This window comes from Pararhizobium capsulatum DSM 1112, from assembly GCF_030814475.1.
Classification (GTDB): Bacteria; Pseudomonadota; Alphaproteobacteria; order Rhizobiales; family Rhizobiaceae; genus Pararhizobium; species Pararhizobium capsulatum.
Window position 1 is genome coordinate 293,937 of sequence record NZ_JAUSVF010000001.1, and the last position, 23,705, is coordinate 317,641.

The window sequence follows — 23,705 nt, forward strand, 5'->3', positions numbered from 1 at the left end:
TGATCAAGTTATTTTTCCATAAACAGATGAAAATACGATGTTTTTTATCAAGTTTAGAATTGATCTAAATAATTCACCGGCAAAATACAGTTAGGTTTTTTGTTGACAACAAATGTCCGCTTTTGCTTTATGAAAAAAATTCAGTGCTTTGCGTATGACGGGCAGACAACATGCTGGTTTGCAGCTGTAATTTCATCAGCGAAAAAGAGATCGAAGAGACGATCATCGACCTTCTCAATGAAGACTGTTGGCAGTTGATCGTGCCGGCGAAAGTCTACCACGCCATGGAAAAACGCGGCCGCTGCTGCGGCTGTTTCCCCAATGTCGTCGATATCATCATCCGCACGACCGAGCAGTATCATGCCGGCCGCGACTCGACGGACGTCGAAATATTTGATTTCATGAACCGCCTCAAAAAATTCCATGAAGAAAACAGGAGAGCGGACATTGAAAGGCGACAAAAAAGTCATCGAGCAGCTTAACGAAGCGCTCTATCTCGAACTCGGTGCAGTCAACCAATATTGGCTTCACTACCGCCTTCTCGACGATTGGGGCTATACGCTGCTCGCCAAGAAGGAACGCGCCGAATCGATCGAGGAAATGCAGCATGCCGACAGGCTGGTTTCCCGCATCATCTTCCTCGAAGGCCATCCAAACCTGCAGACCGTCGCACCGCTGCGTATCGGCCAGAATGTCAAGGAAGTGCTGGAAGCGGATCTTGCCGGTGAATACGACGCCCGCAAGGCCTACAAGAATTCCCGCGACATCTGCCATGCCGCCGGAGACTATGTCTCCATGAAGCTTTTCGAAGAACTGCTGATGGACGAGGAAGGTCACATCGACTTTCTGGAAACCCAGCTCGATCTTCTGAATTCTATCGGCGCCGGGAAATACGGGCAGCTCAACTCCGCTCCGGCCAACGAAGCCGAATAATTTACGCCAGAAGACAGGAAAGCCCGCCCGACCATGTCGCGGTGGGCTTTTTTATGCCGAAATTTATGGCCGCGTCAGAAATTTCCCTAATATTTCAAACAGATAAAAATACCGCTCCGGGTAAAGGACGAGGTCTCGTGTCTGCCGATATGCCACAATCCTGAATTGCGTCTTCGCTGATTTTTCCGCGTTTTCTCTGTTGTTCCCGCAGGAACATAAACAGTGCCCCTGCCCGATATACCCATAGGCATCCGATTGAAAAGGCTGAATGTCCAGCCTTCAGACCGGAACGGCAATCGAAGGAATCCGTCATGGATGGAACAGTCTAGTCGCGTCCAACCCTGAGCCTGGTGCAACCGCGCCTCCGGCTCGTTCCAAACAGCTCGAAGACCTTGCACCGCAGACCTCCCGGTCTGCGAACGATGGCCGCATTTCTGCAACCAACCCGGAGAATAAAATGGGTACGATAATGGGTACGCCGAATGTGGATACGCTGATCGGCAGCGATCTGGAAGATGATTTCATCATGGCCCTAGCGGGCAGCGATAAGGTCAATGGCGGCATGGGTGGCGATACGATCTATGCCGACGATGGTGACGATACGGTCAATGGTTCCTTCCAGAACGACTTCGTCCTCGGCGGAGCCGGCAACGATACGTTGAACGGCAACAGCGGCAACGATTCACTGACGGGCGGCGGCGGCAACGACACGTTGAACGGCGGAAGCGGCCGGGACACACTCACCGCCGGAACAATGTCAGAAGCATCCGGTGACGTCGCCGACGGCGGCTCCGGTACCGACCGGCTAGCGATCGACTATGCTGCTTCGACGACGAAGCTCGATATCACCATCAAGGACTGGATTACATCCCAGACGCTCACGGGTGGCATTCAATGCAAGAACGTCGAATCGTTCCAGATCACCGGCAGCGAGTTCGGCGACAAGATCACTGGTGGCAACTATGCCGACTTCTTCATGGGCGAGGAAGGCAGCGACACGCTTTACGGCGGTCGCGGCAACGACATGCTCCTTGGTGGCACCGGCAATGACAAGCTCTATGGCGGTTATGGCGTGGACTACCTCTCAGGCGACGAGGGCGACGATACACTCTACGGCGACAAGGGCATGGACTTCCTGAATGGGGGAATTGGCAACGACAAGCTCTATGGTGGTGATGGCCTCGACTGGATCAATGGCGACGAAGGAAACGACACGCTTTCGGGCAGCAATGGCAACGACACACTCAACGGTGGAAGCGGAAACGACACCCTCTCCGGCGGAGACGACGGCGACTTTCTCGACGGCGGGACGGGTAACGACACCGTGGAGGGTGGCTCGGGTGATGACACAACCACTTACGTCTACGACGAAGGAAAGGATATCATCACGGATAGCAGCGGCAGCGACCGGCTGATCCTCAAGGAGGTCACCGGCAATTTCACCTCAAAAGCCGCAACCGAAGTCAACACCATCTCCGGTGGCACGACCGTCAAGGGCTTCGAGCACTACACGATCGAGGCGACGGGTACTGGAAAGAACACCATCAAGACCCTCTCCGGCAATGACCAGATCGACGTTGGGGCAGGTGATGACACGGTGGACAGCGGTTCCGGCAATGACCGGATCTATACCGGCCTTGGCAAGGACACCGTGACTGCAGGCAGCGGCAACGACTATGTCAGCCTTGGCGATGGCGGCGCAGACAAGGCCGACGGGGGGACCGACACGGATATCGTCGTGGTCGACCGGCGATCCGCAACGACGGCCCAGACGTTCACCGCAACTGGCAGCACCGCAACCATCAGCGATGGCACGAGCCTGAAAAACTTCGAAAACTATGTCGTCTCCTTCGGCAAGGGCAACGACATGGTAAAATCGGTTGGTTCCGCCAAAAGCGTCGAGTTCTACGGCTATGACGGTAACGATACGCTGATTGGTACCGTGGGTAATGACAGGCTCGACGGTGGCGACGGCAATGACAGCCTGAAGTCCGGCGACGGTAGCGACAGCATCTACGACAACGGCGGCACCAACACGATCGATGCCGGCAAAGACAATGACTTCGTGTCCGTTGGCGATAGCTATGATGGCAAGTCCACCGGCAACTACGCCGTACAACTCGGCGATGGAAGCGACAATTTCTATCGCTCTGCCTCGACGGGCAAGCTGACACTTGATGGTGGCGCAGGTACCGACCTCGCCAGTATCGATTTCAGCAAATATACCAAGGATATCACCTTCAAGCTGTCACCATCGGTCACGGTCACCAATGCGCCTGTCACCATCAAGAACGTTGAACGTGTCGCCTTGACTGGCGGCAGCGGAAACGATGTCTTCACCGGCGGCAATCTCAGCGACGACCTGCGCGGCGGTACCGGAAACGACACGCTTTCCGGTGGTGGCGGCAACGACCATATCCTCGGCGGCACGGGCAATGATACGCTGCGCGGCGGAGATGGCGACGATGATATCTACGCCGACGGCCCAAAGCTCTATGGCGGCAGGGATGCGGTCTATGCCGATGCCGGCAACGACGTCGTCTATATGGGGATAGGTGACAAGGCCGATGGTGGTAGCGGCTCCGACCGCATCGCGATCGACGCCGGGGATCAGACGAAGGACATCGCTTTCAACTTCTCCACCGGTTCCGTCAACATCGATCCAGGCACATCGTTCAAGGCGTTCGAAGCCCTCGATTACTACGGCAGCAAGGGCAAGGACACCGTAACCGGCGGCGGCCTCGATGATGTGCTGTCCGGCAACGCCGGCAACGACATCCTGCGCGGCGGCAGCGGCAATGATGATCTGGAAGACGGAAACGGCAGTGACCAGCTGTTCGGAGATGCCGGAAACGACTTCCTGCTGCGCACCGACGCTCTGGGCAAGGATGTCTTCGATGGCGGTTCGGGTATTGACACCCTCTCTTTCCGGCCCGGCGCGACCTCGGTCGTTCTTGACCTCATGACCCAAAGCAAGAACAAGGGCATGGCCCTTGGCCTCACGGTCAAGAACATCGAGGTCATCAACGGAAGCGGCAACGACGACGATATTCGCGGTGACGCCAAGGACAATGTCTTCAACGGCGGTGACGCGGACGACGTCCTCGACGGGCGTGACGGCAACGATACGCTCAATGGCGGCGCAGGCGACGATTGGCTGACGGGTGGCAAAGGCAACGACAAGTTTGTCTTCGACTTTGCCGGCCGCGATGACGAGGAAGGTGACGTCATAACCGACTTCACCCGAGGTCAGGACAAGCTGGTCATCGACAAGAGCGACTACGGCATCGCTTCCGGCGACAGCACCGTCACTCTCGTCGTCGGCGCAGACCCGGTTGCCACCAGCACGAAGGGCACATTCCTCTTCGAAAGCGACAATGCCCGCCTGTGGTTCGATGCCGACGGCAAGGGCGGGGATGCTGACCTGGAACTGGTTGCCATCCTCCAGAATGTCAAAACACTCTCGACAAGCGATTTCAGCTTCATCTGATATCGCTCAAGAAAAGGCGTCGCGTCCGGAAGGGCGCGGCGTTTGATTCACGTGAAAACGTGAAATTATCAGCCAGCGAGATGAGCAAAGGCTGCAACAACCTCGTCATAGACCTTGCGCTTGAAAGGCACGATCAGCTCTGGCAGTTCCTGCATCGGTTTCCAGGCCCACTCGTCAAATTCTGCCTCATGCCCGCCCGGTGGCGGATCGATCGCAATCTCGCTTTCTGCACCTTCGAAGCGGAAGGCAAACCAGCGCTGCGTCTGACCGCGATACTTTCCTTTGAGACCAATACCAATCAGATGCTCCGGCAAGTCGTAGTTGATCCAACCGGGAGCTTCCGCCAACAGGGAAACACTCTTCATTCCCGTTTCTTCGTAGAGTTCGCGGTAGGCAGCCTTCAGCGGGTCCTCTCCCTTGTCGATGCCGCCCTGCGGCATCTGCCAGAGTTGGGGAGAGCTGTCATATTCCGAGTTGCCGATTGCAATACGGCGACCGGCCCAAACCAGTCCCTCCCGGTTCAACACCATCACGCCGACGCAGGGTCGATAGGGAAGATCCTCCGCCTTGACCGGCCTGCCTTTTTCCTTGCTCATAACCCCTGCCCTCATCCAAGTTCTGCCGCTATTCGAGACACCTCCCGAACACCTTGGCTATATCCTATTGTTGTTGCGGATCCTTGACGAGAGACGAAACCCCGACAAATTCGATCCCCCGGGCGGAAGCCTCATCGACCCATTGCTCAATGGCGGAGACACTCTCGTCGAACGCCGAGGCAACGCCAATGGCGGAGCCGTTGCGCCGCGCAATACGCTCAAGTTCGTCGAGTTTCTTCAGGATTGCAGTCCGATCGAGCTGGCCATCAACCACGAGGTCGGCAAAGCCCTGCGGCACGTCGAGGGTTTCCGCCAATGTGCCAGACAGGGACTGCGCCGAGGTGCCATCGTCGAGAAACAGCAGCCCTCGCTTCGATATGTCCCGCATCACAGGTTCCAGCGCGTCCGCATCCGACAGAAAACGCCCACCGAGAAAATTCATCACGCCGGCATAGTTGGTAATTTCCGCAAGAGCCGTGTGAAACAAGGCGAGGTTGGTCTTGGCGCCGACATCGACACGAAGGGTCAAAGGTCCTGGATCGTTCGCCGGATAGTCGAAGGGCTCGAACGGTATCTGCAGCAATATCTCGTGCCCCTGGCGCCGCGCTTCCTGCATCCAGCGCTGAAGACTGTTGCCAGAGGCTGCAAATGCTAACGTCACCTCTGGCGGAAGATCACGGATCGCATTCTGCGTTCCGGTCTGGCTGAGCCCCAGGCCACCAACGACGAGACCGATGCGAACGCCACGCGCTCCGGACCATGGACGGGCATACTGGTCCATTGGCCGCAAACCATCCGGGCCGATAATCGGCAACTTCCCTTGCGGGCTTTCTTCCAGCAGATCGTCGTTGGGGATAGCCGCCATCCGCGGATCCTGCCCCTTTTTCTGAACTTCGATGAATGCTGGACCATCACCGTCACGCTGCTTGGGCGAATATTTGGTGACGACTGCGCCATTATCGGTCAGCGTCTCTTCGACGTTGGCGCCCGAGAGCGCGCCGCTTTGCTTTTGCCCCTGCCGCGGCTTTTCCTCCTGACCGGATACCGGCTTGCCTGCCGGCGCACCCGCCTCTGCCACCACCCGTTTTTCCGGTTCTGCCTTGCGCAGGCCGGAAGGTGACAGGAATGCCCAGGCAGACACGCCTGCAAGCGCAAGAACACCAAAGGACAAGGCCAGACGGGACATGGAAAAGCGGGAACGGGAGGTCCCAGAAAGGCGCGTCTTGCGATTTTGCCCAAGAGGCGCGTTCAGATCTGTTCCCAAGGATGAAACCCGTCGACCGGAGGTGGCATTTTGGCTGCAGACGAAGTGCGGCCGTCTCAATAAACAGCCGCCCGGCACTAGGCCGGGCGGCGTGATGATTCTAAACGCGAATGCGGCCGTGTCGCAAGGATCAGGGCTTCAACTCGGCCTTCTCCGGATTAGCCGGGAAGGACGGGTCCGTCTTCTTGCCGCGCAACAGGTCCAGCGCGTAGTTGAGCTGGATATCGTCCTTTGGTTCCGGCGGAACATAGGCGACTGAACCGGAGCCTTCTTCCGTCTCGTTCTGGCCCTGGATATGGCCGCGAAGGCTCGACTCGCTGGTCGCCTCGACCTTGCCGAGCAGTTCCGGCGGAAGCGGCTGATCGACCTTGATGTCCGGGGAGATGCCCGTGCCCTGGATCGATTTGCCGGACGGCGTGTAGTAGAGCGCCGTCGTCAGGCGAAGCGCACCGGCCTCTCCCAGCGGAATGATCGTCTGTACGGAACCCTTGCCGAAGGAACGGGTGCCAAGCACAGTCGCCCGCTTCAGATCCTGCAGTGCACCCGCGACGATCTCGGAAGCCGAGGCCGATCCGCCATTGACCAGCACGATAACCGGCTTGCCATCTGTCAGGTCACCCGGTGTCGCATTGAAGCGGCGGGTTTCATCGGCATTACGGCCACGGGTCGAAACGACTTCCCCCTGCTCGAGGAAGGCGTCAGAAACATTGATCGCCTGATCGAGAAGGCCGCCCGGATTGAGCCGGAGATCGAGCACGTAGCCCTTCAGCTTGTCGGCCGGGACATCCGCCTTGATCTTTTCGATCGCGGTCTTCAGGTCGTCATAGGTCTTTTCCGTGAAGGAAATGACCCGCACATAACCGACATCACCTTCGGTGCGGAATTTCACGGCGCGAACCGCGATCACATCGCGAATGATCGTCAGATCAATCGGCTTCTCGGCACCCTTGCGCAGGATGGTGAGCTTGATCGGCTTACCGACCTCGCCGCGCATCTTGTCGACCGCCTCTTCAAGCTTGAGGCCGCGAACGTCCTGGCCATCGATCTTCGAGATGAAGTCACCGGCGAGAACGCCGGCGCGAGCGGCAGGCGTGTCGTCGATGGGGCTCGTCACCTTGACGAGATCGTCCTCCATCGTGACCTCGATGCCGAGACCGCCGAACTCACCCTTGGTCTGGGTGCGCATGTCTTCCGCGTCCGTCGCGTTCATGTAGCTCGAATGGGGATCGAGCGACGAGAGCATGCCGTTGATCGCGTTTTCGATAAGCTTGTCGTCCTGCGGCGGCGTGACGTACTGAGCACGAACGCGCTCGAACACATCGCCGAAGATCGCCAGTTCGCGATAGGTGGACGGATTTGCGGCGACGGCCGGGATAGTGGCCGAATAGACCACGCCCATGGCGGTCGCACCCATCAGTGCCCCGACCAGAACAAGTGATGCCCTACGTATCATTGCGTGCCTTTCCGGTGTCTTGAGCGGTCCACCAAGGTCGGGAATCAACCGGTTTTCCATCTTTTCTAAATTCAATGTAAAGCGTTGGCCGATCCGTTTCCAGCGCCAATGCAGTTGCACTCGCCACTCTTTTTGCCCCCATGACCGCAAGCGGTTCGCCGGCGACGACGAACTGGCCCTGCTGCACGTTGACAGCATCCATTCCCGACAGAACGACATGATAGCCGTCGCCGGGATTGAGGATGATCATCTGGCCGTAGCTGCGGAACGAACCCGCAAACACGATCCATCCGTCCGATGGCGCGGTCACGACCGCTCCCGCATCGGTTTCGAGCATCATGCCCTGAAGACTATGCCCCGTACCATCCGCATCCCCGAACCGCCGAACCGGCTTGCCGGCAGCGGGATAAACAAGTTTCTTCTGCAAATCCGAAAAAGCATATGCAGGCGCAATGCGGTTTTTGTCGGGCACGGCAGTCCTGGCCAATTCCCGAGCCTGCTCCCGCTGCGCTTCCGACATCAACCGCTGCCGCTCGACTTCGGCCCGCGTGGCATCCGCTGCAGCGCGTACCGACGCAATCTCGCCTTCAAGAGAGCCGATCAGGCCCTCCAGGCTGGTGGCTTGCGCTGCAAGCTCTTCCGATTTCCGGCGCTCGGACAGCAATTCCGCTTCGCTTTCGTCGCGAAGCCTGGATTTCTCCACCATCAGAAGCGACATGCGCCGCTCCTCTTCCATCCGGGCGGTCATATCGTCCGTCAGGGATTTCTTCTGCGCGGCAATATCGATGCGCACGGAAGACAGCGCCCTGAGGTCTGCAGCGAGATTTTCGGTTTCCTTGCGAATTCCGGGCACCACGGCGCCAAGAAGGATCGCGCTTCGCACTGATGCAAGCGCGTCTTCCGGTGCGACCAGGAGCGCCGGCGGCGGGTTTCGCCCCATCCGCTGCAACGCCGCAAGCACTTCCGCCAGCACGCTCCGCCGGGCGCGAAGCGACTGATGAACCGCATCCTCCTTCGAGCGCAGATTGCCCAGCTTAGCTTCACCATCAATGATCTGCTGCTCAAGTGCTTGCCGCTTGCCGGCCGATTCCACCACGGCAGCCCTCAGGCTTTCGCCGGTCTTTTCCAGTTCTGCGATACCCTGTTCAAGCGTTGCCGTCCGTTCCTTTGACAAGGTGATGGATTTCGACAGGGCATCGAGTTCGCCGCGCGTCTTGTCACGTCGCTGAGAGAGATCGGCTTCCGGGTTTGTTGCTGTCTGCTGGGAGACGGGCGGCAACTCCTGAGCCCAAACCGGTGTTCCCACCCGTGGCAGGATCAGAGCAGGCGTCGCCGAAAGCGCAAACACGATACAGCAAAGCGACGCACGCGCCGTCTTAGGCTGCTTGTCTTGTGTGCCGTTGCCCTGGAATACTGTCATGCTGCCTTTGCGCCGCGCCCAATTGTCTTGCGAATCTAAGCTGATTTGGCCCTTCCGCCAACAGCCATTCCGCGCAATTACGGCGGCCGCGTGGCAGGGAAATCACCAGTCGCATAATGAGCGGTGATCAACCGACTGCGGCCCGTTGTCGAGGCGGGGCCTGGTTTTGGCGGAGACATATTTGTATCTGCTCGAGGGCCATGGCGGCAAACCCGGCAAGGAGCGTGTGCTGTTCTCGTGTAAAGCCGCTGTGGGGCACCGTATCCACGACACAAAGCGTTCCGATTGTCACTCCGCTTTGTGGCTCCTTCAGCGGCGCTCCGGCATAAAACCGAAGGCCGCGGTCACCCTTTACCAACTCGTTTCCGGAGAAACGGACATCGCGTGCCGCATCGAGAACGACCATTGTCTCCGAACTGCCAAGCGCATGGGAACAGATGGCAAGATCGCGTGAGGTCGATTCGATTTCAATGCCGAAACGCCCGACGAAACGCTGCTCTTCGGCATCGACGACAGTGACTACCGCAAGGCTCATACCCAATGCCTGGGACGCCATCTGGCTTATATGATCGAGGGATTGTTTTGCCGACGGCGTGAGCGCGCTCAGCACTTTTTCAACGCATGCCAGACGCTCGGCCTCGTCGGCGGGCGGTAAGGCAGGAATGCCGTTCTTCACCACGTCATGGCTGATGACCCGGTTGCGCCCGCTGCGCTTGGCGCCGTAAAGCGCCTCATCGGCACATGCGACCAGTTCTTCCATGCCATTTGGCGGTTCATTCGAATGCGGTTCGTAAGTCGCAACGCCGAAACTCGCCGTTACATAACCGAAACTCGAGCGCGCATGCCCGATTCTCAGATTTTCGATCGCCAACCGAACATCCTCTGCGATGCGATCCGCGGTGGCGGCATCCGTTACGGGCAGGATAATGGCGATTTCTTCCCCACCGTACCGCGCCACGATATCGGTGGTACGCTCCAAGCGCTGGCGAATGGTCTGGGCAATGAGCCGCAGACAATCGTCACCCTTCTGGTGACCATAGAAATCGTTGAACATCTTGAAACGATCGACATCGACCATGACAACGGAAAGTGGCGTTGCTGTTTCGCGTGCGTCGAAAAAAGCATCTTCCAGGCAGGTATCGAAACGGCGACGATTGAACAGACCGGTCAGCTCGTCGACATGGGCGAGCCTTCGGTAGCGCATTTCACTACGCCGCCTGTAGCGGAACTCCCGCGCCAGCATGATCGAAAGGAAGACCACACAACCGGCAAGAGCCGCAAAGGAAATCGCCGTGATGGAGGCTAACCGAAGCCAGCCGGCATATATTTCCTCCACGGACAAACCGACCGCGATGATCAAGGGAAGAGATTGAGCCTTGGCAACACTATAGAGTCTTTCGACTCCATCGATAGCCGAGGGCGTTACGAATGGTTCCTCGGCCGTCGCCAGCTTCCAGAACATCTGGGTCGTCACATAGTTCGTGCCGATAGCGCCCTGAATTTCTGGCGCGCGCAACAGCAATGTACCATCTGTGCCGTAGAGGCTGATGGCACCTTTTTCGCCCAGCTCCAGCGAACTGAACAGCGGGAGGAAGGCCGACAGGCGAAGGGAGAATACGGCAACGCCCGAAAACTTGCCCTTGGCATCCGTAAGCCTCCGGCTGAGAATAACAGCGGCTTCCTTCAAGGGAGAAATACTGACCATCTTTGCCGTAAAAAGCAGATCCTGCTTGCTGCGCTCATGGGTGAAGAAGAAGGCTTCGTTGGCAAAATTCGTACGCAAACGCGAACCGGTTTCAGAACTGAGCGTCAAATTCCCCTTGGCATCGAGAACATAGATTTCGCCAATTCCCACATCGCTTCCGGAGCCGCCCAGGAAAGCCCGGCGCTTCTGAGGATCAAATTGGAAATCCGGATCGACGCGCAACATTTCGCGCACCGACATCAGGGCTTGATCAGCCCCATGGAAAGTTTGCATGATCTCGCGCTTGACGGATACGCCGAGATTGTTTGCGGCCACCTCGGCCTGCGCCCAGTCCTGGTGCCGCTGGTCGGAAAGCAACAGACCGAAAAGCGCAATAAAGCCCGAAAGCGTGGCGACGAGCACAATGGTCCAAAGTATGACAGTAACACGCCGGCGACGGGACAACGCGACATCGTCTGCCGACAGAGTATGGGATGCGCCTTTCAACGATCGTCCTTCCGAAAGGGACGCGGCACGCACATTGAAAACGATGCTCCCGCAGTCTTTCGCAGCCAGGAACTGCGGTAGTGACCGTAGCATCGCGACGATTAACACCCTGTTACGGGAAAGCCTGCGTGCTTCCAGCGTAAAGCAACAGCCATAGGCAGCGCGCGGCACAACCGAACCACCGCTGAACTTCGTATCAGACACGATGATAGGGATGGCCCGAAAGAATGGTAACCGCGCGATAAAGCTGTTCGGCAATAAGGATGCGAACCAGCTGATGGGGCCATGTCAGCTTGCCGAGACAGAGCACGGCATCGGCTCTGGCATAAAGCGAAGGATCAAGGCCGTCCGCGCCACCGATTACGACGGCCAGATCGCGCTTTCCCATATCGCGGTAGGATCCAAGCAAAGAAGCGAAAGCGGGAGAATCCATCGCTTTGCCGCGCTCATCAAGCAGAACGAGCAGGGCTCCTTCAGGCAACGATTTCTCGATCATTGCCGCTTCTTCGCGCTTTCGCGTGTCTGCACTGGATGCGCGGCTTTCGGAAAACTCCGCCACACGCGAAAACTCAAGCCCGATGGCAGGGCCGGCCTTGGCAAAACGATCGAGATAACGAGCAGCAAGATCCTTTTCCGGGCCGGCCTTCAGGCGCCCGACGGCAAAAAGACCGATCCGCATCGCTTCACTCCATCCTGTACGTTATCGCCCGACTGGCGACACGTCCCAATCAAGGCAGACAAATGCTTCCGCCCCAACATATTCGTTGGACACGGGGCGCATTTCGCGCCAGCCGACCACTGCAATATGCCTGCAGTATCGGCAACTTCGTATTTTATCACACAAGACTTCCCGAAGCCTGCGGCTGCAGAGCTACACGAAAGTGCCCCATCATAATCGCTTTTCAGGAAACGCTCCCGAAAGCGATGATGCAAGGCCTAGTGCAATCGGCCATCTTCCATGTCCGGCGCGGCCCACATCTTCTCGATGTTGTAGAACTCGCGGATTTCCGGACGGAAAACGTGGACGATGATATCGCCGCCGTCGATCAGGACCCAGTCACCGGTTTCCAGACCTTCGACGCGGGCATTGCCTAGCCCTTCGTCCTTAAGATCAGAAATCAGATGGTCCGCAATCGCCGTCACATGCCTGTTGGACCGCCCCGAGACCACAACCATGTAGTCCCCAAGCGCCGATTTTCCGGCAATGTTGATGGTGACAATATCTTCCGCTTTCGAGTCCTCAAGACTTGTGAGGACCAGGTGAAGAGCACGTTCGGCAACATCGCTGCTTTGAACCGTGCTGTGCGGGAAAATGCGTGTGACACTTCCCTTCGCGTGTGCTGTTGTCAGGGACTTTTTCCTTTCCAGTTGAACAGAACAGGCACTACGACTCGTTTTGTCAGACGAACCGTCACACCAAATGTAGTCATCAATGCCTTAACGTTTCAAGACATGAGAAATAAATGATGGATTGTTCCCACGTTTTTGAAGCAAAGGGCAACGGCGAATCGTGCCCTGCTTAATCCGCCTTTGCCCTGAGCGCCGTGGAGCTTAAAGGTGAGCGTGGACCATGGATGAAGGTCCAGGCAGGTGCTGCGCGCGATGCAAGGCTTGCGGCATCGTCTTCGTCGATCCGCGCATACTCGAAGGTTTTGGCCATTTTTGACGAGAGATAGGCCAAGGTCGCTCCCGGCCGGTCGATGACGGCGATCGGATATGTCTTGGCGATCGCCTGCCAGTCCTGCCAGAGATGGAAGCTCTTCAGATTGTCCGCCCCCATGATCCAGACGAAGCGCACACCGCGATTTTTTTGTCGCACTTTTTCCAGGGTGCGCGCGGTGTAGCTCTGCCCCAGCGCCTGCTCGAACGCAGTAATCTTGATGCGGGGGTCGTGGGCAATCTTTTCGCAGAGGGCAATGCGTTCGGAAAGTGGCGCCAGCTGGTTGCGGCTTTTCAGCGGATTGCCCGGCGTCACCATCCACCACAGCTGATCGAGCTTCAATCGGCGCAGCGCAATATCGGCCACCAGCTCGTGGCCGGCATGGGGCGGATTAAAGGAGCCGCCAAACAACCCGACGCGCATGCCCGGCTCGACATGCGGCATCTTCAGATAGGCAGGGTTGACGCCGGTTTCATTCACTTAGGGGCGAACCTGACCATTACCGCGCACCCGGTACTTGAAGGATGTCAACTGCTCGACGCCGACCGGCCCGCGGGCATGCATCTTGCCGGTTGCAATGCCGATCTCGCCGCCCATACCGAACTCGCCGCCATCGGCGAACTGGGTCGAGGCGTTGTGCACGAGGATGGCGGAATCGATCTCGGCAAAGAACCGCTCGACGACGTCAGGATCTTCCGCAATGACCGCCTCCGTATGGGAGGAAGACCATTTGCATATGTGCTCGATCGCGCCTGACACCCCATCAACCAGCGCAACCGAGATGATGGCATCAAGATATTCCGTCGCCCAATCCTCTTCCGTGGCAGCGATCAGGCCGGGCATCATGGCGCGCAGTTCTTCGCAGGCTCGGATTTCGCAGCCCGCTTCAATCAGCGCCGTGAGCAGCGGCATGACAAACCGATCCTTGGCCGCGCGATCGATCAGCAAAGTCTCGGCCGCACCGCAAATGCCGGTACGCCGCATCTTGGCATTGATGACAATCTTCTTCGCCATCTCCACGTCAGCGGACGTATCGACATAGACGTGGCAGACACCCTCAAGATGGGCAAAGACCGGCACCCGCGCCTCGTTCTGCACGCGTGCCACAAGGCTCTTGCCGCCACGGGGTACGATCACGTCGATCATTCCGCCAAGTCCCGTCAGCATGGCACCAACCGCTGAGCGATCTGCCACCGGCACCATCTGGATCGCGTGCTCTGGAAGCCCGGCATCCCTCAAGCCTTGCACCAGGCAGGCATGGATAGCCTGTGATGAATTGAGGCTGTCGGAACCGCCACGCAGAATCACGGCATTGCCGGCTTTCAGGCACAGCGCGCCAGCATCGGCTGTCACATTCGGACGACTCTCATAGATCACGCCGATTACACCGAGCGGCGTGCGAACGCGCTCGATATGCAGACCGTTCGGCCGGTCCCATTCCGAAATGATATGGCCGACCGGATCTGGCAGGTCTGCAATGGCGCGGATTGCATTGGCCATGTCGAGCACACGATTTTCCGTGAGTGTCAGGCGATCGAGGAAGGAGGCGGCTACACCCGTCTCACGGGCATTTTCAAGATCAAGCGCATTGGCGGCAAGGATCTCGTCCTTGCGGGCGACGATCGCACTTGCCATGCTGACGAGAGCGGCATGCTTGCGCTCGGCCGAGGCGATGGCCAATGGCCGGCTGGCAGCGCGCGCCTGACGGCCGATGACGGCCATGATTTCTTGGATTTCTTTTTTGCGTGCATCGTCAAGCATGTGCGTCACTCCTCTCCGGCTCGGCCTCCCGCCTGGCCGCCGTCATTACCATGTCGTCCCGATGAACCATGGCCGAACGCCCGGCATAACCGAGAATCGCGGCAATCTCCGCCGATTTGCGGCCCGCAATCTGGCGGGCTTCATCGGCATCATAGCCGGCAAGCCCGCGCGCGATCTCGCGGCCTTCCGATCCGATGATCGCAATGGTATCGCCGCGGCTGAACGAACCTGTCACCTGCCGCACGCCCGCCGGAAGCAGGCTCTTGCCGGAACCAAGTGCATTTTCCGCACCGGCATCGATCACGATGCTGCCCGCCGGCAACAGTTGCCCCGCAATCCAGGTTTTTCGCGCGGTTACGGGGAAAGCCGAAGGTGCAAACCAAGACGACCGCGCACCCTCGACGATTGCCTGCAGGGGACGATCCGTCTTGCCGGAGGCAATGATCATCGCGCAACCGGCGACCGTTGCGATCTTGCCGGCGTCGATCTTGGTGCGCATGCCGCCACGCGACAATTCGGAGGCCGCACCGCCCGCCATCGCCTCGATCTCGGCGGTAATGGCAGGAATGGTTTCGAGAAAACGCGCTTCGGGATCGAGATGCGGCGGCGCCGTATAGAGCCCGTCAATATCCGACAGCAGCACCAGCAGATCCGCGCCCGTCATGGTCGCGACGCGCGCGGCCAGACGATCATTATCGCCATAGCGGATTTCCGAGGTGGCGACCGTATCGTTTTCGTTGATAATCGGCACCGCACCGATCTTCAGAAGCTGGCTGATGGTGGCGCGCGCATTGAGATACCGGCGGCGTTCTTCAGTGTCGCCTAGCGTCAACAGGATCTGGCCTGCCACGATAGCGTCCAAGGAAAGGCTTTCCGACCAGGCGCGGGCAAGCGCAATCTGTCCCACCGCTGCTGCTGCCTGGCTCTCCTCGAGCTTCAGGACACCGGACGGCAAATCAAGCACGCTGCGACCGAGCGCAATCGCGCCTGAGGAAACGACGAGCACATCGATACCCTTCGCCTTCAGTGCGGCGATATCAGCGCACATGCCATCAAGCCATTGTTTCTTCAGACCCGTTCTGCGATCGACCAGCAGCGCCGAACCGATCTTGATGACGATCCGGCGGTATTTCTCCAGCGGTTTGCGGGTCGCGGCCATGTCAGTCGTCGTCCCCAACCGTCTGGGCTCGTACAATGATATCGCGCAAGCCCCGGAGCGTCTCCGTCATGCCGGTCCCGACGATGGCAGAGAGCAGGAGCGGGGTCTGGCCACAGGCCTTTGCCAGCGCCTTCTGCTTGTTCTTCAACTCGTCCGGATCGAGCACATCGATCTGCGACAACGCGACAATCTCCGGCTTGTCGAGGAGCTCACCACCATAGGCTTCCAGCTCGGCCTTCACCGTCTTGTAAGCCTTGGCGACATCTTCTTCCTGTGCGGAGACGAGGTGCAGCAAGACGCGCGTGCGCTCGACATGGCCGAGAAACCGGTCACCAAGGCCAATGCCCTCGTGGGCACCTTCGATCAGGCCGGGAATATCGGCAAGAATGAACTCGCGGCCATCGATCGTTGCGACGCCGAGGTTGGGGTGCAGCGTCGTGAACGGATAATTGGCGATCTTCGGGCGGGCACGTGTGCAAGTCGCCAGGAAGGTCGATTTTCCGGCGTTGGGCAGACCGACCAGACCCGCATCGGCGATCAGTTTCAGCCGAAGCCAGATGGTTTTTTCGTCACCTTCCAATCCCGGATTGGCCCAGTTGGGCGCCTGGTTGGTGGAGGACTTGAAATGCGTATTGCCGAAACCGCCGTTGCCACCGGCAGCAAGACGAAACCGCTGCCCCTCGGCGATCATGTCGACGATCAGCGTTTCCTGATCTTCCTCGAAGATCTGTGTTCCGACAGGCACCTTCAACGTCACATCCGCACCACCCGCACCAGTTCGGTTGCGGCCCATGCCGTGGATGCCCGTGCCTGCCTTGAAATGCTGCTGGAACCGGAAGTCGATGAGCGTGTTCAAACCGTTGACGGCTTCAACCCACACATCGCCGCCGCGTCCGCCGTCACCACCATCGGGACCGCCGAACTCGATGAACTTCTCGCGCCGGAACGACACGGCACCCGCCCCGCCGTCGCCAGAGCGGATATAGACCTTCGCTTCATCGAGAAATTTCATCGTCTTGCCAATCGTCGTTGTACTGACCGCAGTGAGCCGCCATCGATATAGCCGCTGGCAGCTGAGGTCAAAGATTATCCTGTCATTTCCGCCCTGCCGAAGCACTCCGATGCCGGTTTAGGCTCGATAGACTTGCAGGGCATATGAAAAATGCGCCGGGAATACCCGGCGCATTTGTTTTCAAAGGATCACGACTTGCGCAGTCCTGCTGCCGTCACTGCCGTTTCGATATGGCTAACCACGGCATTTCGCGCCAGAGCGTAGATATCGGTACAACCGGTGATCTCGAAACCGAGCTTGCGCTGCAGCTTCAGCGATGCCTGATTATCGGCGAACACACCCGAATGCAGAACGACCTGCGGCATGCGCCGGAAGAACCGTTCCACCGCGGCATGCACCGCTTCACGGGCATAGCCCCGTCCCCAGTAATACCGGTTCAGCCAGTAGCCGATGTGCCATTGCCCATGGCGCACCTCCAGCCCGACGCAGCCGATATGAACATCGTCTCCATCGGTGATGGCGAGCGTCCAGCCGGCATAGAGGCCGGAATTCTGGCGCACCAGCCAGTCCAGCGCATCCTGCCGGAAATAGGGCGTTGCTACCCGCGCCAGCATACGCGAGACCTGATAATCGCCGAGCGACTGGGCAACCGCATCGGCATCATCAAGCCGATGGGGCCGCAGGATCAGCCGCTCCGTGTGAATGGTCGGACAGGGGCCGAGATCGGACTTTGCAGTCGCGACCGGTCGTTCACGCAGATGAGCGGTCATCTCCGACCTCCCCAGCTGCGCAACGACATCCAGGTCTTGCGATCAAGCCTGTACCATTCGACGGCCATCATGCCGCCGAGCGCCAGACTGTCGACCATTCCACTTCCCTGGAACTGGAAGCCGCATTTCTGGATGACCCTCCGCGATGCGACGTTCATGACCCGGCACCGGGCATCGATCTGGTCGATGTCGCGGGTGCGGAAAGCCATGTCCGTCAGTGCCTGGGCAGCCTCTGTGGCATAGCCCTCGTTCCAATACGGTTCGCCCAGCCAATAACCGAGCTCGGCCGTCTTGCCGTCGGCGTGCGGTTCGATACCGCAACAACCGAGAAACGCGCCATTATCCGCTTTGGTGATCGCGTAGACGCACTTGCCAATCGCGCCCGTCTTTGTACGTCGTACAAAATCCGCAGCGTCGGCCACCGTATAGGGATGCGGCATGCGCGAAACCATGGTGGCGATATTGGCGTTGTTGGCAAGATGGGCAAGGGCGTCGATATCGTCTTCATGCGGCGTGCGCAAAACCAGCCGTGGCGATAACAATATCGGGCAATCGGTCCTTGACCGTTGAGGCCTCAACCTCTCCTCGGGGGACCGGGACTGGTCCTGCCGCAACAATTCGGTTTGCATCTTAAATCCTCCAAAGACACGAAAAAGGGGAGTTGGGTATTGCCCCATCTCCCCTTTTATCTTTGGCGAAAACCAGATGCGGTCAGCCGGGTCGATGAGACGCCGGCTGTTTTAGAGCGCTACCGGCTTATTCCGCTGCTTCCGCTTTCGGCATGACAGACACGTACACGCGGCCATTGGCCTTGGTACGGTAGTTCACGTTGCCTGCCGTAAGCGCAAAAATGGTGTGGTCCTTGCCGAGGCCGACATTGGCGCCCGGATGCCACTGCGTACCGCGCTGGCGCAGAATGATGTTGCCCGGAATGACGACTTCGCCACCGAACTTCTTCACGCCAAGGCGCTTGGAGTTGGAATCGCGACCGTTGCGCGAAGAACCGCCAGCTTTTTTGTGTGCCATGGTATGTCTCCTTTAAACCTTAGATCCGTTGTCTCAGTTTGCAGCTTCAGCGGCAGCGTCTTCAGACTTCTTGGAAGCCTTCTTCGCCTTCGCGCCGGCAACAGCAGCGATGTCCAGGATGCGGACAGTCGTCTGGTGCTGGCGATGACCGCGCGAGCGCTTCGAGTTCTGGCGGCGACGCTTCTTGAAGGCGATGACCTTCTTGGCGCGACCCTGTTCCACGACCTCGGCGCTGACAACGGCACCTTCGACAAACGGAGCACCGATGGTTGCATCGGCACCGACGCCGACCATCAGGATCTCGGTGAATTCAATCTTGTCGCCTGCTACGCCGTCGAGCTTTTCGATCGTGACGACATCATTGGCGGCCACGCGGTACTGCTTACCGCCGGTCTTGATGACTGCGAACATTTTTTATCCTTTCATGTTCGTTTCGGCTCTCCACCCAGAGGGTAGGGCCGTCTTTTTGCCAGTCGGACAATGACGGAACCAAAAGGCCCCGCCGGTGAACGGGCGCAACAGGCACCCGGCGCGGTGAGGACATGCCACACCACTTCAGGAGCCGCGATTAATGGAAGAGACAAAAACTGTCAAGACGAGGCGGCTGATTTTACGTCATTTTCATGAAATCGCCCCCTTGCCATCCTGCACGTCTGCCGCTATGAACCGCCTCGCGCTTCAAAAGCGTCGACCAAGGATGACCCGGAGAGGTGGCTGAGTGGTCGAAAGCACCGCACTCGAAATGCGGCATACGGGCAACCGTATCGTGGGTTCGAATCCCACCCTCTCCGCCATTACCAACCTGCCAAGGCTTCCTCGAGCAGCCACCTTCCTCCATCTTGGATACCATTACCAAATTGGCAAGGGCCAAACTCTCGGCACGACCAACGATCTTCGACGCATTCCGTAGTGCAGATCCGCAATTTGATGATCACAGCCGGCGGGATTGGGTAATGCTCATTGGTCAGACATATGGTTCTGACGTCTTAAGAAAATGCGGTTTTCCCAGCACGTCGATCGGCGTATGTTGAAACCGCGTTGTCTCTTCCGGATATCTCAACCCTCATTGATCTGGAGAGTGTCAGGTCTTGAAGGAGATCGCTTACGGCCGAGTAATGGAAATACGACACTCTTGCAGCTTGGCTCCACGCCTATCTTGTGGGCTGCATAGTCATTGAAAACCACCGTACCGAAGTTTGACGCGGTAAAATAATCGAAGGCGGAATGCTCGACGGCGTTAACTTCCGGGAAGAAAAAGGTGAAGGCGGATTAATCCACCAAGCTCCAAAAGCCATGCTTCTTGCCGTGTCGGCTCTTCAGCTGCGCCACATAGACATCGTGGGACGGGCTGTCGTTGAATTCAAGAATGTGAGGGGCAAGAGCTGCGCACTTCTCAAGATGACGCGCCGCATGCTTGTATCGGCTCGATCGTCCGCTATCGAGCGTGAAGTCGATCATGGAGCGAAGAACGATCGTCGCGGCGAGCGGGTGCTTCTCGGCCAGAGCTTCAGCCGCCGGCGTCATCAGTTCGTAGAGGTCACCGTCGAGCTCTGCCCTTCGCGTCACGATCAGCTTGCCGGCTTCATCGAGCATCGGCCAGCGCAGGAAAAATTCCATTGCCTGGTGAACATTCGGGAACGCCTGAACGTATGCGAACGCCTTATCCTCGGCCTCAAGATCATCGAAGTCGGCTAATTTTTTCAGGAACGCGCGCAGATGCACGTCGTTCAGCGATTGCTCGAACCACCTCCATCGATCGGCCTGGGCTTCGTCTGCACGTCCCAAGGCTTCGAGCGTGGCGAGCCGAGCGAGTTGCCATTCCATGGGAACGTCGGCCCGGCCTTTGGTCTCGATCTCGTCCAGCGCCTGGAGCGCTGCAGTGGCTCGTCCTGCGGACAGCAGCCGGCCGGCGATGTCAGCGGCTACCAAAGGCACCCTAAGTGTCTTTCCAGGCTGCTGGGCGATATAGGCATCAACGTCGCCCTGAGCGTCCGCGATCTCCTGCAGAGCAATCCGCGCCGTCAGCTCGCGATGATTCCCATAGACGTCGTCTTCGTAGATCGGACTTCTGCTACTCCAGCCGATGACCCGACGGTCGCTTTCAGCGGGCTTCTCCTGGGGCTCCTTCGACCATCGAATGAACAAGGCCTTCAGATGTTCGAGGCCTTTGTTGCCGAGCGCCGCAACCATGCCTGTGATCAATTGGTCATACTGGCCATAGCCATTGTCCTGAACCGCTGAGAAGATCTTGGTGGCAAGGATCTCGGGATCGATACCGGCCGCCCCGGCGATGACGCCGGCGTCGGTGCAAGCCTGGTGGAAACTTTCAATAAGCGAACCGCTGCCGTCGTCGGATCTCTGGAAAATTGAATCGGCGATGGCGAGAAACTGCCAGATCAGTTCGAAGCCCTCTTGCGGATCATCGACGGCGACAACATCGACGATCGTCTTGCGCTGCGTTTCCAGATCGGCCTTGAGCGCCTTCACCTTGCGCCAGTTGATAAAGGTTCGGGCACGAGCAATGCTGGCAAGGCGCTTTCGGACCTCGCGGGAGACCTCGGCACTGCTGTGATTGCCGGCAAGCTCCATCCGAAGTCGCCGCTTATGAGCGGCGCTGCCGGTGCTGATTTCTATCAGAAGTTCGGCAAGCCTCTGAGCGCCAAGTGCCTCGAGATTCTTCGCATTCAATGTCGTCTTTGCTGCCATTTGTCTCGCCATCTGGTTCGCGCCAACCTTACCTTGCGAGGGCTGGAAGTCCAAGATCGGAGGCCAGAATAACCCTCCTTGGTTCCGCTCCTGGAGCATCATCGGCATGATCTTCAACCATTGATTGAAGGTCACATGGCAACGATCGGAAAACTCCGAGAGCGCTGGCGAGCCCAGGTTCACTCGCGACCACGGCATACTCCATGCCCGGCTCTCCTGAGCTGTCATCGAACACTCTGTCAGCTTGCGCGTCTGGCGGTCTGGCTGATGGTGACTGCGCCTTCACCGAAGGTCGCAGCCCCGGATGTTTTCTGCGAGGTTCTCGCAAACTCACCGGCCATGTCTCCGAGCTGGAACTGGCCGATCATGAGGCGCAAACGACCGGCTTCCTTCGCCAGGATTGCGCTTGCTGCATTGGTTTCCTCGACCATCGCGGCATTCTGCTGCGTGACCTGATCCATTTTGTTGACCGCAGAATTGACCTCTGCAAGTCCCATCGACTGCTCTTTAGCCGACGTCGCAATTGCATCCATATGCATGTTGATCGTAACGATGTAGCCCTCGATGGTCTTGAGCGCCTCCCCCGTCTCGCTGACGAACCGAACGCCCGTCTGGACCTCTTCCGTGGAGTTGCGGATAAGTTCCTTGATCTCCCTTGCCGCCTGCGCAGAGCGTTGCGCAAGTTCGCGCACTTCCTGCGCGACGACAGCAAACCCCTTGCCCGCCTCGCCTGCCCGTGCCGCCTCGACACCTGCATTCAAAGCGAGAAGGTTGGTCTGGAAGGCGATCTCATCGATCACACCGATGATGTTCGAGATCTGGGATGAAGAATGCTCGATCCGCTGCATGGCATTGACGGCATTGGACACCACGGCCCCCGAATGAGCGGCACTCTCGTTAGCCTGGCGCGCCACGGAACGCGCTTCTTCTGTTCTTCTTGACGAGTTGGTCACATTCGCGGTGATCTGATCAAGGGCGGCCGCCGTTTCCTCAAGCGAGGCGGCTTGATGTTCTGTCCGTCTCGACAGGTCATCGGCGCTGTGGCGAAACTCCCGCGTGCCGTCGTCAATATGCACCGTCGTGTCGTTCACCGCACGCAGTGTCTTGCCGAGTTGATTGACCGCAGTGTTGAGATCGTGACGGATGGCTTCAAACTCCGGTGCAAGCGGGTCTGACAGCTCGAAGCAAAGCTCGCCGGAGGCAAGCCGACGCAAGCCGCCTGCTATGCTTTCCGTCGCCCGATTGCGGCGATCGTTTGCGTCTGCCTCCTTTTCGGCAGCCAATTGGATGCGCTCCATCTCGGCCTTGGCTGAGACGATCTGCTGCTGCGCGATTTCATCGCCTCGAAGCTGAGCAGCCGTGGCCTCCTCAGTTGCTTTCTCTGCCAGCAGCAGCGCGGACGTGAGGGCAAACGTAATTGCGACGAGCACGCCGCTCTCGAGAACAAGGATGGCGGCGTGCAGGACAACACGAAGGATGTCGCTTTGCTCGGGAAAAACCGCCCAGGGGAGAACGAAATAGAGGGCCAGGTGATGGGTCGCAACAACGGCCGTATATCCCAGAATAGCGCGCCAATCGATCCAGGCCGCGCAGATAGCAAGCGTGGCGAAGAAATACATGTGCATGTCGATCTGGAGTGAAGATCCTGAAAACGTGTAAACCAAAACCGCTACCGCAGCCGCATGGGCCATGGAGGACACCAGACGTGTCGTTGGGCCGGTGCGATCGATCATCCAGCAAGCCGTTGCCACGCCGGCGATCAGGACGCTCGCAGCAACCGAAACAACATCGAAACCTTGCGGCCGCATGCCGTTGCGTAGTAGAATAACGGCGACGTCGATCCACAGCAGGGCGAGAATTCCGGAGGAAACGGTCCTGCGGAGATTGTAGAGAGCGTTCATTTCAAGTTTCCTGTTTACATGCGGAACTGACCGCTCCGTTGACAACGAGCCAAGCCCCTGCCTTCATCAAACGGGCCGGAAAATCTGGAGCCTCCGAATAGGCGAGGCTGATCCAGGGTCTTCCGCTGTTGGTGACCAGCATCCCATCGGCGGCGGCTATAATTGAGACAACCGACTGAGGAGTTTTTGTGGGGTTGGTGATGACGACCACGAACGGTCCACGTGGAACCATCCAGAGTATCGACAACAGCGACACGAACAGTGCGAACGTCCAGCCCACGATCGTGATGCTCAGTGGCCGTTCCGAATCCGAGTGGGGCGCCAAAGATTGCTGACCGTATACCAACGGCATGACTTCGCTTT

Annotated in this window: 21 protein-coding genes and 1 tRNA gene; 4 read left to right on the forward strand and 18 right to left on the reverse strand. The window is 58.4% G+C overall.

Going from position 1 to position 23,705, the window contains the following annotated elements:
- Positions 1–170: 170 nt before the first annotated feature.
- The 3 genes from QO002_RS01380 to QO002_RS01390 all read left to right on the forward strand — a co-directional run bounded on the left by QO002_RS01380 (position 171) and on the right by QO002_RS01390 (position 4,423).
- Entirely contained in the window at positions 171–482 is a 312-nt protein-coding gene (locus QO002_RS01380; protein WP_307225948.1) for a (2Fe-2S)-binding protein, read from the forward strand.
- The gene (gene bfr / locus QO002_RS01385) at positions 448–933 is read left to right on the forward strand and encodes a bacterioferritin (protein ID WP_307225950.1); all 486 of its coding nucleotides are present in this window, start codon (positions 448–450) and stop codon (positions 931–933) included. Before QO002_RS01380 ends, bfr begins: the two co-directional genes overlap by 35 nt.
- Positions 934–1,390: 457 nt before the next feature.
- Complete coding sequence (locus QO002_RS01390; RefSeq protein ID WP_307225953.1) at positions 1,391–4,423, forward strand: calcium-binding protein; 3,033 nt, start codon at positions 1,391–1,393, stop codon at positions 4,421–4,423.
- Positions 4,424–4,491: 68 nt separating this feature from the next.
- On the opposite strand, the gene QO002_RS01395 is transcribed toward QO002_RS01390, so the two are convergent.
- The 15 genes from QO002_RS01395 to rplU all read right to left on the reverse strand — a co-directional run bounded on the left by QO002_RS01395 (position 4,492) and on the right by rplU (position 19,146).
- Positions 4,492–5,019 (reverse strand): RNA pyrophosphohydrolase, encoded by a 528-nt coding sequence (locus QO002_RS01395; RefSeq protein ID WP_307225955.1) that lies wholly within the window; start codon positions 5,017–5,019, stop codon positions 4,492–4,494.
- A gap of 64 nt (positions 5,020–5,083) precedes the next feature.
- Positions 5,084–6,283, reverse strand: coding sequence for a divergent polysaccharide deacetylase family protein (locus tag QO002_RS01400; protein WP_307225956.1), 1,200 nt, complete (start codon positions 6,281–6,283; stop codon positions 5,084–5,086).
- Between the two features lie 130 nt (positions 6,284–6,413).
- On the reverse strand, positions 6,414–7,736 hold the full coding sequence (locus QO002_RS01405) for a S41 family peptidase (protein ID WP_307225958.1): 1,323 nt from the start codon (positions 7,734–7,736) through the stop codon (positions 6,414–6,416).
- Positions 7,726–9,156 carry a murein hydrolase activator EnvC family protein gene (locus QO002_RS01410; RefSeq protein ID WP_307225961.1) on the reverse strand — a complete coding sequence of 477 codons (1,431 nt, stop codon included), beginning with the start codon at positions 9,154–9,156 and terminating at the stop codon, positions 7,726–7,728. The genes QO002_RS01405 and QO002_RS01410 overlap by 11 nt, the downstream gene beginning before the upstream one ends.
- 127 nt (positions 9,157–9,283) lie before the next feature.
- On the reverse strand, positions 9,284–11,551 hold the full coding sequence (locus QO002_RS01415; protein ID WP_307225963.1) for a diguanylate cyclase: 2,268 nt from the start codon (positions 11,549–11,551) through the stop codon (positions 9,284–9,286).
- Complete coding sequence (gene rlmH, locus QO002_RS01420) at positions 11,544–12,026, reverse strand: 23S rRNA (pseudouridine(1915)-N(3))-methyltransferase RlmH (RefSeq protein WP_307225965.1); 483 nt, start codon at positions 12,024–12,026, stop codon at positions 11,544–11,546. The genes QO002_RS01415 and rlmH overlap by 8 nt, the downstream gene beginning before the upstream one ends.
- A 257-nt stretch (positions 12,027–12,283) precedes the next feature.
- The gene (gene rsfS / locus QO002_RS01425) at positions 12,284–12,715 is read right to left on the reverse strand and encodes a ribosome silencing factor (protein ID WP_307233065.1); all 432 of its coding nucleotides are present in this window, start codon (positions 12,713–12,715) and stop codon (positions 12,284–12,286) included.
- A 151-nt stretch (positions 12,716–12,866) separates the two neighbouring features.
- The gene (locus QO002_RS01430) at positions 12,867–13,451 is read right to left on the reverse strand and encodes a nicotinate-nucleotide adenylyltransferase (RefSeq protein WP_307233067.1); all 585 of its coding nucleotides are present in this window, start codon (positions 13,449–13,451) and stop codon (positions 12,867–12,869) included.
- Between the two features lie 36 nt (positions 13,452–13,487).
- Positions 13,488–14,768 carry a glutamate-5-semialdehyde dehydrogenase gene (locus QO002_RS01435; protein ID WP_307225967.1) on the reverse strand — a complete coding sequence of 427 codons (1,281 nt, stop codon included), beginning with the start codon at positions 14,766–14,768 and terminating at the stop codon, positions 13,488–13,490.
- Entirely contained in the window at positions 14,761–15,927 is a 1,167-nt protein-coding gene (proB, locus tag QO002_RS01440) for a glutamate 5-kinase (protein WP_307225969.1), read from the reverse strand. The genes QO002_RS01435 and proB overlap by 8 nt, the downstream gene beginning before the upstream one ends.
- Before the next feature lies 1 nt (position 15,928).
- Positions 15,929–16,939: a GTPase ObgE gene (gene obgE / locus QO002_RS01445; protein ID WP_307225971.1), complete on the reverse strand. Its 1,011-nt coding sequence runs from the start codon at positions 16,937–16,939 to the stop codon at positions 15,929–15,931.
- 188 nt (positions 16,940–17,127) lie between these two features.
- Complete coding sequence (locus QO002_RS01450) at positions 17,128–17,709, reverse strand: GNAT family N-acetyltransferase (protein WP_307225973.1); 582 nt, start codon at positions 17,707–17,709, stop codon at positions 17,128–17,130.
- Complete coding sequence (locus QO002_RS01455) at positions 17,706–18,338, reverse strand: GNAT family N-acetyltransferase (RefSeq protein ID WP_307225975.1); 633 nt, start codon at positions 18,336–18,338, stop codon at positions 17,706–17,708. Before QO002_RS01455 ends, QO002_RS01450 begins: the two co-directional genes overlap by 4 nt.
- A 127-nt stretch (positions 18,339–18,465) precedes the next feature.
- The gene (gene rpmA, locus QO002_RS01460; protein WP_158476700.1) at positions 18,466–18,735 is read right to left on the reverse strand and encodes a 50S ribosomal protein L27; all 270 of its coding nucleotides are present in this window, start codon (positions 18,733–18,735) and stop codon (positions 18,466–18,468) included.
- Positions 18,736–18,768: 33 nt separating this feature from the next.
- Positions 18,769–19,146, reverse strand: coding sequence for a 50S ribosomal protein L21 (gene rplU / locus QO002_RS01465; protein ID WP_307225979.1), 378 nt, complete (start codon positions 19,144–19,146; stop codon positions 18,769–18,771).
- 293 nt (positions 19,147–19,439) lie between these two features.
- Here rplU and QO002_RS01470 point away from each other — a divergent pair.
- Positions 19,440–19,529: transfer RNA gene (locus QO002_RS01470), tRNA-Ser, on the forward strand.
- A 475-nt stretch (positions 19,530–20,004) separates the two neighbouring features.
- On the opposite strand, the gene QO002_RS01475 is transcribed toward QO002_RS01470, so the two are convergent.
- The 3 genes from QO002_RS01475 to QO002_RS01485 all read right to left on the reverse strand — a co-directional run bounded on the left by QO002_RS01475 (position 20,005) and on the right by QO002_RS01485 (position 23,694).
- The gene (locus tag QO002_RS01475; protein ID WP_307225981.1) at positions 20,005–21,441 is read right to left on the reverse strand and encodes a DUF6880 family protein; all 1,437 of its coding nucleotides are present in this window, start codon (positions 21,439–21,441) and stop codon (positions 20,005–20,007) included.
- A 239-nt stretch (positions 21,442–21,680) separates the two neighbouring features.
- On the reverse strand, positions 21,681–23,342 hold the full coding sequence (locus QO002_RS01480; RefSeq protein ID WP_307225983.1) for a methyl-accepting chemotaxis protein: 1,662 nt from the start codon (positions 23,340–23,342) through the stop codon (positions 21,681–21,683).
- A gap of 1 nt (position 23,343) precedes the next feature.
- Positions 23,344–23,694 (reverse strand): hypothetical protein, encoded by a 351-nt coding sequence (locus QO002_RS01485; RefSeq protein WP_307225985.1) that lies wholly within the window; start codon positions 23,692–23,694, stop codon positions 23,344–23,346.
- Between the last annotated feature and the right edge of the window lie 11 nt (positions 23,695–23,705).

What these genes read in the sequence shown, in the direction of transcription:
- QO002_RS01390 (WP_307225953.1), top strand. Translation starts at nt 1,391, where the DNA reads ATGGGTACGATAATGGGTACGCCGAATGTGGATACGCTGATCGGCAGC.
- obgE (WP_307225971.1), bottom strand. Translation starts at nt 16,939, where the DNA reads ATGAAATTTCTCGATGAAGCGAAGGTCTATATCCGCTCTGGCGACGGC.
- QO002_RS01395 (WP_307225955.1), bottom strand. Translation starts at nt 5,019, where the DNA reads ATGAGCAAGGAAAAAGGCAGGCCGGTCAAGGCGGAGGATCTTCCCTAT.
- QO002_RS01450 (WP_307225973.1), bottom strand. Translation starts at nt 17,709, where the DNA reads ATGACCGCTCATCTGCGTGAACGACCGGTCGCGACTGCAAAGTCCGAT.
- proB (WP_307225969.1), bottom strand. Translation starts at nt 15,927, where the DNA reads ATGGCCGCGACCCGCAAACCGCTGGAGAAATACCGCCGGATCGTCATC.
- QO002_RS01380 (WP_307225948.1), top strand. Translation starts at nt 171, where the DNA reads ATGCTGGTTTGCAGCTGTAATTTCATCAGCGAAAAAGAGATCGAAGAG.
- rplU (WP_307225979.1), bottom strand. Translation starts at nt 19,146, where the DNA reads ATGTTCGCAGTCATCAAGACCGGCGGTAAGCAGTACCGCGTGGCCGCC.
- QO002_RS01475 (WP_307225981.1), bottom strand. Translation starts at nt 21,441, where the DNA reads ATGGCAGCAAAGACGACATTGAATGCGAAGAATCTCGAGGCACTTGGC.
- QO002_RS01455 (WP_307225975.1), bottom strand. Translation starts at nt 18,338, where the DNA reads ATGCAAACCGAATTGTTGCGGCAGGACCAGTCCCGGTCCCCCGAGGAG.
- rpmA (WP_158476700.1), bottom strand. Translation starts at nt 18,735, where the DNA reads ATGGCACACAAAAAAGCTGGCGGTTCTTCGCGCAACGGTCGCGATTCC.
- QO002_RS01430 (WP_307233067.1), bottom strand. Translation starts at nt 13,451, where the DNA reads ATGCCGCATGTCGAGCCGGGCATGCGCGTCGGGTTGTTTGGCGGCTCC.
- QO002_RS01480 (WP_307225983.1), bottom strand. Translation starts at nt 23,342, where the DNA reads ATGAACGCTCTCTACAATCTCCGCAGGACCGTTTCCTCCGGAATTCTC.
- QO002_RS01435 (WP_307225967.1), bottom strand. Translation starts at nt 14,768, where the DNA reads ATGCTTGACGATGCACGCAAAAAAGAAATCCAAGAAATCATGGCCGTC.
- QO002_RS01405 (WP_307225958.1), bottom strand. Translation starts at nt 7,736, where the DNA reads ATGATACGTAGGGCATCACTTGTTCTGGTCGGGGCACTGATGGGTGCG.
- QO002_RS01485 (WP_307225985.1), bottom strand. Translation starts at nt 23,694, where the DNA reads ATGCCGTTGGTATACGGTCAGCAATCTTTGGCGCCCCACTCGGATTCG.
- QO002_RS01410 (WP_307225961.1), bottom strand. Translation starts at nt 9,156, where the DNA reads ATGACAGTATTCCAGGGCAACGGCACACAAGACAAGCAGCCTAAGACG.
- rlmH (WP_307225965.1), bottom strand. Translation starts at nt 12,026, where the DNA reads ATGCGGATCGGTCTTTTTGCCGTCGGGCGCCTGAAGGCCGGCCCGGAA.